Consider the following 14,209-nt stretch of genomic DNA (forward strand, 5'->3'; position numbering starts at 1 on the left):
CCCGCGCCCCCCGTCGCACGCGACCAGTCCCACCCCTAGGGGTGGCCCGAACCGAGGACCGAGGACGTCCATGCGTCGCCGTACGAGTCTGCGCACCGGCCTGTTCCTGTGCACCGCCCTCCTCGCCGCCGGTCCGGCTCCCCTCGCCGTGGCGGCCGGGGCGGACGGTGGTGGCACCGCGCTCCCCGGCGTGCCCGAGCGGCTCGCCCCGGACCAGGCCTGCACGAAGGTACGGGGCACGGTCACGGCGGCGGCCCCCTGGACGCGCGATCTGCTGGGCCTCGACCAGGTCTGGCGTCTGTCCCGGGGGCGCGGGGTGACGGTGGCGGTCGTCGGCACGGGCGTGAGCGACGACGCGGCCGTGCTGCGGGGCCGGGTCGAGGCGCTGGGCGCGGCCGGGAAGGACTGTGTGGGCCGGGGGACGTTCCAGGCCGGGCTGGCGGCCGGGGCGGCCCTTCCCGGTCAGGGTTTCTCGGGGGTGGCCCCGGAGGCCCGCGTCCTGGCCGTACGGGGTACCGGTGAGCGCGGTGAGCCCGACCCCGCCCGGCTGGCCGCCGGAATTCGGGAGGCGGCCGAGGCCGGGGCCGATGTCATCACGGTGACGGCGCCCCTGGACGGCTCGGACCGGCGGGTGCGCGAGGCGATGGCCGCCGCACGCGCGCGTGACGCCCTGGTGGTCGTCCCCGCGGCGGCGGACAGTGTCCCGCGGGGCTCCTCGTCCGCCCCGCCGCCCGCGCCGGTGGCCCCGGCCGACGCCCTCGCGGTGCTCGACACCGGGCCGCAGGGCACGCGTCCGGCAGCGGCGCCGCCGTTCCGGCACGCCGATCTGTCCGCCCCCGGCGGCGCCCTGATGGGCCCGGGGCCGGTGGGCGACGGCAAGTGGACGGCTTCGGGGTCGTCCCTGGCCGCCGCGGTCACCGCGGGCACGGCGGCGCTGGTCAGGGCGTACCACCCCGAGCTGAACGCCGCCGAGGTACGCGTACGGCTGCTCAAGGGCGCGTATCCGGGCGACCTGCCCGCGCTCGACCCGTACGGGGCCGTCTCGGGGGTCTCCGCCGGAGCCCACCCGCCCCGGACGGACGGGGCGGCGGGAGCGTCCGGGCGCCCGGCCCCGGTCCGGCTGCCGGAGCCGCCGGAGACGGCGGGCGCCCGTTCCACCGCCTATCTGGTGACGGGGGTGGCGGCGGGAACGATCCTGCTCGTGGCCTTCCTCGCGGTCGTCCTGCCCAGGGGCCGCAAGCGCCGCTGGCAGCCGGGCCGCCTGGACGCCGAGGGCCGCCCGGCCGAGTGAGAACGGGCGATCCCCCGTAGATCGCCCACCCCTGCCCCTACTCCTCCCCCTCCTCCGGGACCGGTTCCGGCAGGGCCAGGTGGACCAGGCGGGTCTTGCGGCGGACGACGCTCTGGGCGCGGCCCGGGGGCAGGATGCGGGGCTTGACGTTGTCGAGGAGGTAGCCCTCCGACGGCGGGCAGGACAGCAGCAGCGCCGAGGAGTTGACCTCGCCCATCTTGCGGACGAGGGGGTCGGCCCGGCCCGCGCCCGTGGAGGCCCGGGCGACGATCATGTGCAGGCCGATCTCGTAACCGAGCGGCAGGTGCGGCACCAGCGGTTCGAAGGGGCCGTCGAAGGGCGAGCCGACCATCTCGTAGTCGTCGACGAGGACGAAGAGCCGGGGCCCGTTCCACCAGTCGGCGCGGCGCATCCGGGCCGGGGAGATGTCCTCCCCGGGCAGCCGGGCGGCCATGGCGCGGGCGGCGCCGTCGACGTACTCGCGCAGCGGGTCGGCGGAGACGGCGTGCCCGAGCCGGTACTCCTCCGGGATGGCCTCGATCAGTTCGCGGCGGTAGTCGGCGACGAGGAAGCTGGCCTCGTCCGGGCCGTGGGACGCCATGATCTGCTGGGCGATGAGCTTGAGCGCGCTGGTCTTGCCACTCTCGGTGTCGCCGACGAGGTAGAGGTGCGGGCTCTGGGAGAAGTCGTGCCAGACGGGTGCGAGTTCGGCCTCGTCGAGTCCGATCGCGATCCGCAGCGGGTGCTCGGAGACGGGGAGCTCGGACGAGGGCAGTTCGGTGGGCAGCATGCGTACGGCGGGGGCGGGCGGCGCGTCCCAGCTCTCGGCGACGGCTTCGACGAGGTCGGCGAGCGCCTCCGCCAGGTCCTCGGCTCGTTCCTGCCCGTCGATGCGGGGGAGGGCGGTGAGGAAGTGCATCTTGTCGGGGCTGAGGCCCCGGCCGGGGGAGACGGGGACGGTGGCGGCCTTGCGGACGTCGACTGCGGAGTCCATGGGGTCGCCCATGCGGAGTTCGAGGCGGGTGCCGATCTGGTCGCGGAGGGCGGCGGAGACCTCCACCCAGCGGGAGGTGGCGATGACGAGGTGGACGCCGTAGTTGAGGCCCCGGGAGGCGATCTCGGAGAAGACGCCCATGTCGTCGAAGAAGTCGCTGCGGACGGTGGACCAGCCGTCCACCACGAGGAAGACGTCCCCGAACGGCTCGTCGGGGAACTCGCCCGCCGCCCGCCGCTTCCGGTAGGTGGTCATCGAGTCGATGGCCTGCTCCTGGAAGAAGAGTTCGCGGCGGTTGAGCAGCGAGACGACCTCGGCGAAGGTGCGGGCGATCCGCTCCCGGTCGAGCCGTCCCGCGACCCCTCCGACGTGCGGCAGCCCGGCGAGCGCGGCGAGTGCGCCGCCGCCGAAGTCCAGGCAGTAGAACTGCACTTCGCGGGGCGAGTGGGTGAGGGCGAGGGAGCAGATCAGGGTACGGAGCAGGGTGCTCTTGCCGCTCTGCGGGCCGCCCGCGACGGCGACGTGGCCGCCGGCGGCGGAGAGGTCGACCGTGAGCAGGTCGCGTACCTGCTCGAAGGGACGGTCCACCAGGCCGACGGGGACGCGCAGCCGCCCGCGGTCGCCGGGTCCGGCCGAGGTGAGGCCGAGGTCGGGGTCCGGGGTCAGCGGCGGCAGCAGGGCGTCGAGGCTGGGCGCGGTGTCGAGCGGCGGCAGCCACACCTGGTGGGCGGGGGGACCGCTGTCGCGCAGCCGCTCCAGGGCGAGGCCGAGCAGGCTCTCCTCCATGGCGGAGCCGGAACCGGAGCCTGAGCCCGAACCGGCCTCTGTCTCCGCTTCGAGTTCGGCCGCCTCCTCCGGATCGGGCGCCGCCGGCAGCGTGTGGGGCACGACCCATTCGGTGCCCCAGGGGACCACCTGGCGGGCGATCTGCTCCCGCCGGGCGCCGCGGCGGGGCGCCTTGTACGTCCCGGACACATAGGCGGCGCGGAACCGGGTCAGGGCCTCGACGCCGCTCTTCAGATAGCCGCTGCCGGGCTGCGAGGGCAGGTGGTAGGCGTCGGGGACGCCGAGGACCCCCCGGCTCTCGATGGCCGAGAACGTGCGCAGGCCGATGCGGTACGAGAGGTGTCCCTCCAGGGCGCTCATCCGGCCCTCCTCCAGCCGCTGGGAGGCGAGGAGGAGATGGACGCCGAGCGAGCGGCCGAGGCGGCCGATCATGACGAACAGCTCCATGAAGTCGCGGTGCGCGGCGAGCAGTTCGCTGAACTCGTCGACGACGACGAACAGGCTGGGCAGCGGCGCGAGCGGGACGCCGGCGGCGCGGGCGCGCTCGTACTCCAGGACCGAGGCGTAGTTCCCGGCCTTGCGCAGCAGTTCCTGGCGGCGGATGAGTTCGCCGTGCAGCGCGTCCTGCATGCGGCCGACGAGCGCGACCTCGTCGGCGAGGTTGGTGATGACGGCGGAGGTGTGCGGCAGCTCGTCCATGCCGAGGAAGGTCGCGCCGCCCTTGAAGTCCACGAGGACGAGGTTGAGCGTCTCGGAGGAGTGGGTGAGCGCCAGGCCGAGGACGAGGGTGCGCAGCAGCTCGCTCTTGCCGGAGCCGGTGGCGCCGATGAGCATGCCGTGCGGTCCCATGCCGCCCTGGGCGGACTCCTTGATGTCGAGCTCGACGGGGGTGCCGTCCTCGCCGACGGCGATGGGCACGCGGAGCCGGCCGCGGCCCTCGACGGGGTGCTTCCAGAGCCGGGCGGGTTCGTGGCGCCGCAGGTCGGGGATGCCGAGGAGGCTGGTCAGTTCGGTGTCGGTGACGAAGGGCTCGGACGCGGTGGCGCCGCCGCCGAGCCGGTACGGGGAGAGGCGGGCGGCCAGGGCGCGGGCTGCGGCCGGTCCGAGCACGTCCGGGCGCCCCAGGAAGGTGGCCTGTTCTCGTCGTTCGCGGTCGGTACGGACGAGGTGCAGGCCCGCCGTGTCGAGGCGGAGCCGGAGGGTGCCGCGGGCGGCCTTCCAGGCGAGCGCACCGCCGAGGTCGACGAGCACGGTGTTGCGGTAGCCGGCGCCGGTGACGCGGTGGCCGGCCGGCACGGTGCCGCCGTCCACCACGACGAGGGTGAAGGGCTCGTCGCGGCCCGGCGGGGTCTCCGGGTCGAAGGGCGGACGCTGGGTGAAGTCGACGCCGAGGAGTTCTTCGAGGGACTGGAAGTCGGCGGCGGCGAGCCGGACCTGGCCGGCGCCGTCGCGCTGGTAGCCGTGCTGGGCGTGGGGGAGCCATTTCAGCCATTCCCAGGCGGCACGGCGCTCGTCGCTCACGCAGAGCGCGATGTTGAGTTCCTCGGGGGCGTGGAAGGTGACGAGCTGGGCGACGAGGGACCGCAGCAGGGCGCGGGAGCGCTCGCCGCCCGAACCGCCCGCACCACCCGTATCGCCCGGATCACCCGTAACACCCGGACCGCCCGGACCGCCCGGACCTCCCGGACCGCCCGGGTCCTGCTCCGCCCCCTCCTCGCGGATCACCACGCGCGACCACGCCCGCAGATACAGCGCGATCGGCTGCTCGGGGACGGTGCCGTACGCGCGGATGAAGCTGCGCAGGGCGTGCGCGGCCAGCGGTTCGAGGTCCTCGACCGGCTTGGTGGAGAGGGGTGCGAGCCGTACGGCGAGTTTCTGGTCGCCGACGGCCACCCGTACCTCGGCGAAGTCCTCGTCGGAGGGCCGCCGTTCCCACTGGCGGCTGGTGCCGACCAGGGCCCACAGGGCGTCCGGGTCGGGGTGGCGCCAGGACAGGGCCTTCTGCTGGGCGCCGACGGTGACCCTGATGCGGCGGCGCATCTGGGTCAGGTAGCGCAGGTAGTCGCGCCGCTCGCCCTTGAGTTTGCGCTTGCGTTCGCCGGCGGTGCGGATCAGCTGGGCGAGGATCATCGCGACGGACGAGAACAGCATGAGTCCGATGGCGATGTAGCTGAAGGCGGTGGCCTGGCCGGGCCGCAGGAACATCATGAGCATCGCGAGCGAGGTGAGACCCATCGGCAGATAGGTCCACATCGCCGAGGTGTTGGGTTCCGCTTCCGGGAGCGTCGGCGGTTCCTGGAGCGCGAGTTCGCCCTCGGGCATGTCGGGACCGCGCCGTCGGGCGGGCCTGCGGAAGAGGACGGTGCTCACGCTGGATGTCTCCTCGGGCTGATCGCGTCCGGGGGCGTTCGGGGGCGTCGGGATCCGTTCGCCGGCTCGTTCCGTTCCGTTTCCGGAGGCGTACGGTTCCGTTTCCGTGCCCCGCGCGGGGCCGGGACCGTCCGGCCGCCGGGGGCGCGGCGCTGGCGTCAACTGGCCCGGGGGCCCTGTGACCTGACGTGTTGACCAAGGTAATGTGCGCTACCCAGCTTCGGTACCCCGGCCCCTCGGAGAGGTGCGGCCACCCGTCATGACAGAAACATCGGGCATATCGAGCCCCGGTCTGTGCCGGCTCGCGGTCAGGGCCCCCCGGCGTCTCCTCGACCTCGCGGTCCCCGTGGACGTGCCGCTGGCGGATCTTCTGCCGACCCTCCTCGACCACGCGGGCGAGGAGCTGGCGGAGCAGGGGATCGAGCACGGGGGCTGGGTCCTCCAGCGGCTCGGCGAAGAGCCGCTGGACGAGGAGGGGACGCCCGAGTCGCTGTCCCTCCGCGATGGAGAAACGCTTCATCTGCGGCCTCGTGTCGAGGCCCTGCCCGCGCTCCACTTCGACGACCTCGTCGACGGCGTCGCGGGCAGCATGCGGGACCGCCCGCACGGCTGGACCGCCCGCACCGGCCGCTGGACGCTGCGCGCGACGGCCGTCCTGCTGCTCGCCGCCGCCTGGGTGGTCTGCGCCCTGCCCGGCGGCGACGCCCCGACCAGGGCCGCCATCGCCGGCGCCGTCGGTCTGCTCGTGCTGTTCGGCGCCGCCGCGGCCTCCCGGGCGGTCGGCGACTCGGCCGCCGGGGCCGCCCTCGGCGTGTTCGTGGCGCCCTTCCTGGCCCTGGCCGGAGCCCTGCTCCCGGCCGGTGAGGCCGACGGCGGCGGGCAGCTGACCGGTGCCCGCGTCCTCGCCGCGTCCGCCGCCGCCGCGGGCGGCGCCGTGCTGTCGGTCGCCGCGGTCGCCGCGTTCGTCCCGCTGCTGCTCTCGGTCGCGGTGATCGCCCTGGCCGGTGCGGTCGGCGGAGCCCTGATGCTGACCCTGGACCTGACCCCCGGGCCCGCCGCCGCCGTGGTGGCCGTGCTCGCGGTCGCCGTCGGCGGTCTCGTCCCCGGCATCTCCTTCCGGCTGTCCGGTCTGCGGCTGCCCGCGCTGCCCTCCAACGCGGAGGAGCTGCAGGAGGGCATCGACCCGCATCCGCACGCGCACGTCGTGAGCCGCACCGCGCACGCCGAGCAGTGGATGACCGCGCTGTACGCGGCCGTCGGCCTGGTCTGCGCCGCCGTGCTCACCGCGCTGCTCCTGGACGACCCGGGCACCCCTGCGCTCGTCACGGCGGGAACGCTCTGCCTGCTCCTGCTGCTGCACTCCCGCACCATCGGCAATGTCTGGCAGCGCCCGGCGGTCTTCCTCCCCGGCCTCTACGGGCTGCTGCTCGCCGCGCTCACCGTGGGAGCCGGAATCGCCCCCGGCGACCGGCCGGTGCTGCTCGCCGTCCTGCTCACCCTGGCCGGCACCACGGCCGTCGCGTCCTGGACGGTGCCGGGCCGCCGGGTCCTGCCGCACTGGGGGCGGGCCGGGGACATCCTGCACACCTGCGCGGCGGTGGCGCTGATCCCGCTGGTGCTCTGGGTGCTCGGCGTCTACGGCGCCCTGCGCACCGTGTCCGGCTGACCGAGGGGGACCGCCATGCAGTCCAGGAAAGACCAGGTCCAGGCCCATATGTTCGTCATGGGCCGACTCGTCAGCGGGATGCTGCGGCAGGATCCGGACGCGCCGGAGAGCCCCGTCGGACGCACCAACCGGGGCCTCGCCTGGGGCATCGGTCTCGGCGTGGTCCTCGTCGTCGGCTTCCTGCTGTTCGGGATGATCTCGCCGGCCGGCACCAAGTCGTGGCGGACGACGAACGCCCTGATCGTGCAGAAGGAGACGGGCACCCGCTACCTGTACCTCGACGGCCGGCTCCGCCCGGTCCTCAACTACGCCTCGGCCCGGCTGGTCTCCCGTACGGCTCCGGCCCCCGTCATCGTGTCCACGGAGTCCCTGCGCGGCGAGCCCCACGGCACCCCCGTCGGCATCCCCGGAGCCCCGGACACCCTGCCGGGCCCCGGCGACCTGGAGCAGGGCGCCTGGCAGGTCTGCGCCGACCCGCCGCTGGCCACCGGCCCTGACGGCAGCGGCCGGACGGCCCGCACCTCGCTGCGGATCGGCTTCGCGACCGGCGGCGCGTTCCCCGGGAAGCGGGAGGGCGTGCTCGTCGCGGGCCCCGACGGCAACACGTACCTGCTGTGGGGCGACCACCGGATGCGGATCGGCGGACACGGCGCGCTCCAGGCCCTCGGCTGGTCCGGCACCGCCACCGTCCCCGTGACCGCCGCACTCCTGGACAGCCTGCCGGCGGGCGCCGACCTGGTGGCCCCCGAGGTCGACGGCAGGGGTACGGAGTCGGGGCGGATCGGCGGTGCGGCGGCCCGGGTGGGCCAGGTCTTCGCCCTGTCGTCGCCGGGTACGGACCGGCAGTACTTCCTGCTGGAGAAGGCCGGGCTGCGGCCGCTCACCCCGCTGGCGGCGGCGCTCGTCCTCGGCGACGACCGCACCGGCCGCCAGGCGTACCGGGGCGGCGCCCCGACGGCCCTCACCCTGACCGCCGACGAACTGACCCGCAGGCAGGCCCCGGGCGGGAAGCCCCCGGCCGGGGCCACGGCTGCCGCCGGGTCCTCGACCGCGTCCCCGACGGATTCCTCCGCCGTCCCCGCGGACTGGCCCGCCACCCCTCCGCCCGCGCGGTCCGCCGCCGGGTCGGCGCTGTGCGCGCAGATCCAGCCCGAGGGTCTCGTGCCCCTGGTCCGGCTCGCGCTGGTCAGCGAGTCGGGGAGCCTCCCGGAACCGGCCTCCGGCCCCGGGATCGCGTCGGCCTGCCTGCCGGTGAACGGCATCGCGGTACGCCCCGGCGGCGGCGCCCTCGTCCAGGCGCTCGGCGCCGGCGGCGGGGTGCGCGGCACCACGACCTATCTGGTCACGGACATCGGCGTGAAGTACCGCCTGACGGACGCCACTTCGGTGGAGCGGCTGGGGCTGAAGGGCGGCCACGCCCAGGCCGTACCGTCACGGCTCCTGGACATGCTGCCCACCGGGCCGCGGCTCGACGTGACGGCGGCGCTGGCCGGCGGTCCGGCGGCCGGGACGGACGGCTCGTCGTCCTCGGATGCGAACTGCCGGTGAACCTCGGGTGGTTGTCCGGCATCTTCCCGGAGGAACGCCCGGTCGAATCCGGTCACGAACATCAGAAGAAGCTCAGAAGACGCCGGAAGTCGTTGCACACGTCACAAAAGTCTCCCTAGCATCGGGGATTGCCTAGACGAGTGTTCGACTCACCTTTCTCGTCAGACGACTTCAGCACCTCAGAGCAACGCCCGCTCCACCGTCCGCTCCACTGACCCCGCTTCACTGTCCGCGCCTCAGACAAGGACTCCATCATGGCGACTCCCCCGCCCCCCGGCAGCACCCAGACTTCGAGCCAGAGCGAGAACCAGCGGGGCTACAACGCCCTCTTCCAGGCCAAGGAGGGCGTGCGGCGGGCCCAGGAGGACGTCAAGACCGTCATGGGCGGCCTGATCAGGGCCTACGGCGGCAGCGACGGCAGCGCCTTCCAGGGCCTGCTGAACGAGTGGAGCGGCCAGGTGGACGTCATCACCCGCAGCATGAGCGAGATGATGCAGACGCTGACCGAGACCGGCCAGGCACAGTCGCGTACACAGGGCGAGATCAACGACTTCATCGAGGCCGCCCGCCGCTCCTCGATCTCCACGGGCACCGAGAGCAAGCTCAACCCCTGAGCCCGCCACCGCCGTCCCCTCTCCCCTCCACCCCGTCGAGGAGCCTTTGATGTCCAACTTCTACGCCGACAAGTCCGACGGTGTCATCCACGTCGAATACCAGCACGTCGACCGCGCCGCCGAGGACATGCGGATGCAGACGAAGGCGATCCAGAACACCGTCCAGGCGCTCAACGAGGAACTCGCCGGACTCCGCGTCGCCTGGCAGGGCTCGGACGCCGCCACGTACGGCGGGAAGCAGGACGCGTGGAACGCGGCCTCGCAGGAGCTCGGCCGCATCCTGGACCGCCACAGCGCGCTGCTGAACCAGATCAGCGAGATCTACAAGAAGCACGAGAACCGCAGCGCGGACCAGTGGGCGAACGTCCGGGTCCCCTAACTCCTGACCCGCCCCACCCCAGCGGCGCCGCCGGCCCAGTGCCCGCGGCGCCGTGACCGTCGGCACCGCCGCGGTGACCGCTTCGCACCGACCGAGGGAGAGAGAGCATGGCCGAGGGTACGGATCTGTCCCACCTCGACAAGGAGAGCCTGACCAGGTTCCTCAACGTCGAGGGCCAGGGCATCCCGATGTTCCTCAAGAAGCTGGAGGAGATCGCGAGCACCTCGCCGACCAGCCCCAGTCCGACGATGCCCCTGCTCGCCCGGAAGCTGAAGAACCCCGGCGAGAACATCACCTCGCACGGGCCGAAGCTGGGCAAGCTGACCCTGGACGACGCCAAGCCCGAGTCCCCGGCCATGGGAAACCTCTTCGTCACGTACATGCAGACGAACTCCGAGAAGCTCGGCGAGATCCTCACGAACCAGCTGAAGCTGTTCAAGGAGATCAAGCAGGAACTCGGCTTCACCATCGCGGACATGGCGACGGCCGAGGAGGACAACCTCGACAGCATCGAGGGGTCGAAGATCCTGGACGACTGGAAGGACATCTCGGACCTGATGGCGCCCAGGCCCGCGGCGTAACCGGCCCGTTCACTCCTTCCTCTCCCCTCTCCCCTCTCCCCGCTCCCCTCTCCCCCTCTCTCTCCCGCTCGTCCTCCCGAAGGAATCGACTTCCGTATGGCCGCGTCCGAAGAAGACAAGAAGAAGTGGGCCGAATACCTCGCCACTCAGCTGACCGGATTCGTCGGCCCGACGCGCGAGGAAGTGGGGAAGATCGGCGGCACGGCGGACCAGGCGGGTGAGGGCGCCGGATGGCTGCGGGCCTCCATCAAGAAGAAGGGCGGTACCAACGCGGCGGACAACGTCACGCCGGGACCGCTGGAGAGAATCATCCGGTTCTACGACTTCAACAAAGAAGTCACCGAGGTGACCGGATACTTCGAGGTCACGCTCACCGTCCCCTGGAACGAGGGCGGGAACGACTTCAGCGACAACGGAAAGGCCGGCGCGTTCGACGGCGGCTACCGTGACGCCCTCTACGCCCTCACGACGAATCACACGACGGAGGGATTCACCCACCAGTTCGCGACCGTGCCGCAGATCGTGTCGACGGACGTGGTCGATCTGAAGAGCCTGATCACCACGGGGAAGGCCTTCGACGAGGTCCGGACGTTCTTCACGGACTACGGCGCGGAACTCGAGAAGTGGGTCAAGGACCTCGGGGGCGAGGACGCCGCCTGGCAGGGCTCGGCCGCCGACGTGTTCCGCATGCTGCTCGACGGCCTGGCCTACGGGTACAAGGACCTCAAGAAGGACCTGACCCCGACCGGCACGCCCGTCTCCCTGTCCTTCGGCGAGACCTACAACCCGACATCCTCCATCGGCCAGGAGATCGCCCGGTGCGCGAAGGCGATCCACGACGCCGCCGACGCCCTCATGAAGGCCTGGAACACCTGGCTCGAGACCAAGGTGACCATCGACGCGGCGACGCCGGGGGAGCAGTTGACGTACAACACGTATCTCCCCACCTATCACCTCAACGCAGAGGTGAACAAGGTCGCCCTTTATCTCAACGAAAACAATCTCGACAGAGTCTTCATGATCACCGGGAGCAAGAAGCTCTACATCGGTGGGGGCTTCACGATCTACCACCCGCTCTACGGTGACCTCACTCAGACACCGGCCTGGCAGAAGGTCGCCCAGGAGGCCTACAAGCACTGGGTCGAAACCATCGTGGCGACGATCGACACGGCGGCCAACACCCAGACTCAGCTGCTCAACGAGGTCTTCAACAACCTGGCGAACGCGACCGGGAACCTCAGCTTCAGTACGGGCTTCAGCGACCTGAAGGCCAAATTCCTCGAGGAATCGACGAAGAAGCAGAAAGAGGACCTCGACAAGGAAAAGAAGGACCTGGAGGACGAGGCCAACAAGAAGAAGGACGAGCTGGAGGACAAACTCGGCGGAAATGGCGACAAGCCGCCGCCGACGCTCGACCCCAACTCCAGCGGCGGCAACCTCGGCGGCGACGGCGGGCTCGGCGGGAAGAAGCCGCCCGGCCTCGACACCGGTACGCCCCCGCCCCTCCTGAACCCCAACGCACCGAACGGGGGCAACGGCGGCAACGTCGTCCGCACCCCGGACGGCACCACCATCGTCCGCAACCCCGACGGCTCGTACACCACGACCTACCCCGACGGGCGGAAGGAGATCACTCCGCCCGGCGTGACCCCGCCGCTGCTCGGCCCGAACCCGCCGCCCGGCCTCGGCGGCACCCCGACCAAGCCCGTCCCGCTCAAGACCACCAAGGGCCCGGACGGCTCCACCACCTCGTACAACCAGGACGGCTCCCGCACCACCACCCACAAGGACGGGACCACCACCACCGTCGCCCGCGACGGCACGACCACCACGGTCAACCCCGACGGCTCCACCACCGTGCTGCACAGGGACGGCAGCGAGACGATCACCTATCCGGACGGTACGAGGACGACGATCCGCCCGGACGGCAGCAGCGTCACGCAGTACAAGGACGGCACGGTCCAGAGCCGCGCCGCCGACGGCACCCTCACCACGACCGACCCCGACGGCAACAAGAAGGTCACCCACCCCCAGCCGGGCTCCACCGTCCACAACCCGGACCGCTCGACGACCACCTTCAACAAGGACGGCTCGACGACGACGGTCCACGCCAACGGCACCAGGACCACCGTGAGCCCCCAGGGGACCGTCACCACGATCGACCCGGACGGCACCAAGACCGTGTCCCAGCTGGGGAAGAACACCTCGACGATCGAGTACGCCGACGGGTCGGTGGCCAAGGTCGACAAGGACGGCACCGTCGTCACCACGTACAAGGACGGCTCCTCCACCCGGCTCGCCCCGGACGGCACGTACACCACCACCGAGGCCGACGGGCAGAAGAAGACCGAGCACCTCAACCCGCTCGGCGGGAACGCGGGCGCGGAGACCAAGCACAACCCGGACGGCTCCACCACCACCCGCTACCCGGACGGCACCATCGACCAGAAGCTCAAGGACGGCGGTCACAAGATCACCTTCCCGGACGGGCGGACGGTCACCACGGACGCCGACGGCCGCACCCTCTCCGTGACCGGCGGCCCCTCCTCCCTCAACCGCAACAACAACACCGGACGTTTCGGGGACCACGACTACTACGACTACCCGGACGAGAAGAAGAAGACCAACAGCCTGGCCAACAGCGGGTACGGGGGCTACGGCGGCTCCGGTCAGGGCGGCGGCCCCCGCATCCCCCTGCTCTCCAACAACCCCCTCGGGCACGGCTTCGGCGCACCCGGCGCTCCCAGCGGGGGCGGCGCGGCGGGGGCCGAGCGCCTCCGGGCCACCGCCACCGGCGAGACCACGGCCGGCCGCGCCCGCGCCGCCCAGCTGGCCGCCGAGGAGGCAGCCGCACTGCGCCGCCCCGCGACCTCCTCCGGCGGCATGCCGATGATGCCGCCCATGGGCGGCGGCGGCATGGGCGGCGGCCAGGGCACGCAGAGCGACGAGCGCGAGCGTTCCACCTGGGTCAGCGAGGACGAGGACGTCTGGGGCACGGACGAGGGCGGCGTCGCCGGCGTGATCGGCCGGTGAGCCCGGTGAGCCCCGTACTCCCCCGCGAACGGCGGCGGGCGACGGACGGAAGCCGAGACGTACGAAGAGACGTACAGCGGAACGCACGACGAATGGGACCACGGAGAGGGAGAGGTGCCGGGCGATGAACAATCCCCTGGAGGAACGGCTCGCGGAAGCACTGGCGGAGTTCGAGGAGACCCGGGCCCGCCTCGACGAGGCCGCCGCCGAGGCCGCGCGGATCTCCGTGACGGTCACGGCCAAGGACCGCACGGTCGAGGCGACCGTCGGGGCACAGGGCGAGCTGACCCAGCTGCGCTTCCCCACGAACCGCTACCGCACGATGGCCCCCGCCGAGCTGGCGAACGTCGTGATGGGCACGATCGCCTCCGCCCGCGCCCAGGCGGCATCCCAACTCCTTGACGTATACCGGCCGTTCGGGCCGATCCCGGGTCTCGACAAGGACGCCGAGGGCGGCTTCGCCCCCGTCGAGTGGGACGAGCTGTTCGCGCCGCTGCGCCAGGACCCGGACCTCGTGGTGCCGTCCTCCCGCTCCACCGCCACCTCCGGCGGCGCCCTCCTCGACGAGCTGGTGGACGACGAGGAAGGCACCGCCGGCGGTACGGGGGAGGGGGTCGCGCGATGAGCGAACTCGACGTCGACAGCGAGGGCCTCGACCGGGGCGGCGAGGCCGTGACGAACGTGGGCCATGAGCTCAAGGTCGCCCGCGACGAGTACGTGGACAAGATCACCAGCTATCGCGGCTGCTGGGGCACGGGGGAGTTCGGCGAGGCCTTCGCCAAGAAGTACTACCAGGGCCTCGGCTACGTCGTGGACGGGAGCGAGGCGCTGGTCAAGGCCCTCGAATCCAGCGGGCAGAGCCTCGGCGACACCTCCGGCAAGTTCAAGAAGACGCAGCAGGACATCATCGACAACGTCAACACCCACACGAAGAAGCGCTGACCGGC

General features: G+C 72.2%; 10 protein-coding genes. 9 read left to right on the top strand and 1 reads right to left on the bottom strand.

The genetic code is table 11. From position 1 onward, the window contains the following. The first annotated feature begins 70 nt into the window (after positions 1-70). Positions 71-1,291, top strand: coding sequence for a S8 family serine peptidase (locus ABT154_RS01485; RefSeq protein WP_351851417.1), 1,221 nt, complete (start codon positions 71-73; stop codon positions 1,289-1,291). 37 nt (positions 1,292-1,328) lie between these two features. Here ABT154_RS01485 and eccCa read toward each other — a convergent pair whose 3' ends face one another. After that, a complete protein-coding gene (eccCa, locus tag ABT154_RS01490) occupies positions 1,329-5,441 on the bottom strand; it encodes a type VII secretion protein EccCa (protein WP_351851420.1) in 4,113 nt (1,370 codons plus the stop codon). Positions 5,442-5,700: 259 nt separating this feature from the next. Here eccCa and eccD point away from each other — a divergent pair, with 259 nt between their 5' ends. The 8 genes from eccD to ABT154_RS01530 all read left to right on the top strand — a co-directional run bounded on the left by eccD (position 5,701) and on the right by ABT154_RS01530 (position 14,204). Then, positions 5,701-7,107: a type VII secretion integral membrane protein EccD gene (gene eccD, locus ABT154_RS01495; protein WP_351851422.1), complete on the top strand. Its 1,407-nt coding sequence runs from the start codon at positions 5,701-5,703 to the stop codon at positions 7,105-7,107. Between the two features lie 15 nt (positions 7,108-7,122). Beyond that, positions 7,123-8,655, top strand: coding sequence for a type VII secretion protein EccB (gene eccB / locus ABT154_RS01500; protein WP_351851425.1), 1,533 nt, complete (start codon positions 7,123-7,125; stop codon positions 8,653-8,655). Between the two features lie 254 nt (positions 8,656-8,909). Next, complete coding sequence (locus ABT154_RS01505) at positions 8,910-9,269, top strand: hypothetical protein (protein WP_351851427.1); 360 nt, start codon at positions 8,910-8,912, stop codon at positions 9,267-9,269. 49 nt (positions 9,270-9,318) lie between these two features. After that, positions 9,319-9,648, top strand: a complete 330-nt coding sequence (locus ABT154_RS01510; protein WP_056565278.1) for a WXG100 family type VII secretion target — start codon at positions 9,319-9,321, stop codon at positions 9,646-9,648. A gap of 107 nt (positions 9,649-9,755) precedes the next feature. Then, positions 9,756-10,229, top strand: coding sequence for a type VII secretion system-associated protein (locus ABT154_RS01515; protein ID WP_351851430.1), 474 nt, complete (start codon positions 9,756-9,758; stop codon positions 10,227-10,229). Positions 10,230-10,325: 96 nt separating this feature from the next. Then, on the top strand, positions 10,326-13,262 hold the full coding sequence (locus tag ABT154_RS01520) for an AAWKG family protein (protein ID WP_351851432.1): 2,937 nt from the start codon (positions 10,326-10,328) through the stop codon (positions 13,260-13,262). Positions 13,263-13,386: 124 nt separating this feature from the next. Beyond that, positions 13,387-13,887, top strand: coding sequence for a YbaB/EbfC family nucleoid-associated protein (locus ABT154_RS01525; protein WP_351851434.1), 501 nt, complete (start codon positions 13,387-13,389; stop codon positions 13,885-13,887). Then, complete coding sequence (locus tag ABT154_RS01530) at positions 13,884-14,204, top strand: hypothetical protein (protein WP_351851436.1); 321 nt, start codon at positions 13,884-13,886, stop codon at positions 14,202-14,204. Before ABT154_RS01525 ends, ABT154_RS01530 begins: the two co-directional genes overlap by 4 nt. Positions 14,205-14,209: the final 5 nt, after the last annotated feature.

Origin of the sequence: Streptomyces sp. NPDC001728 (genome assembly GCF_040297565.1) — a bacterium.
GTDB lineage: Bacteria > Actinomycetota > Actinomycetes > Streptomycetales > Streptomycetaceae > Streptomyces.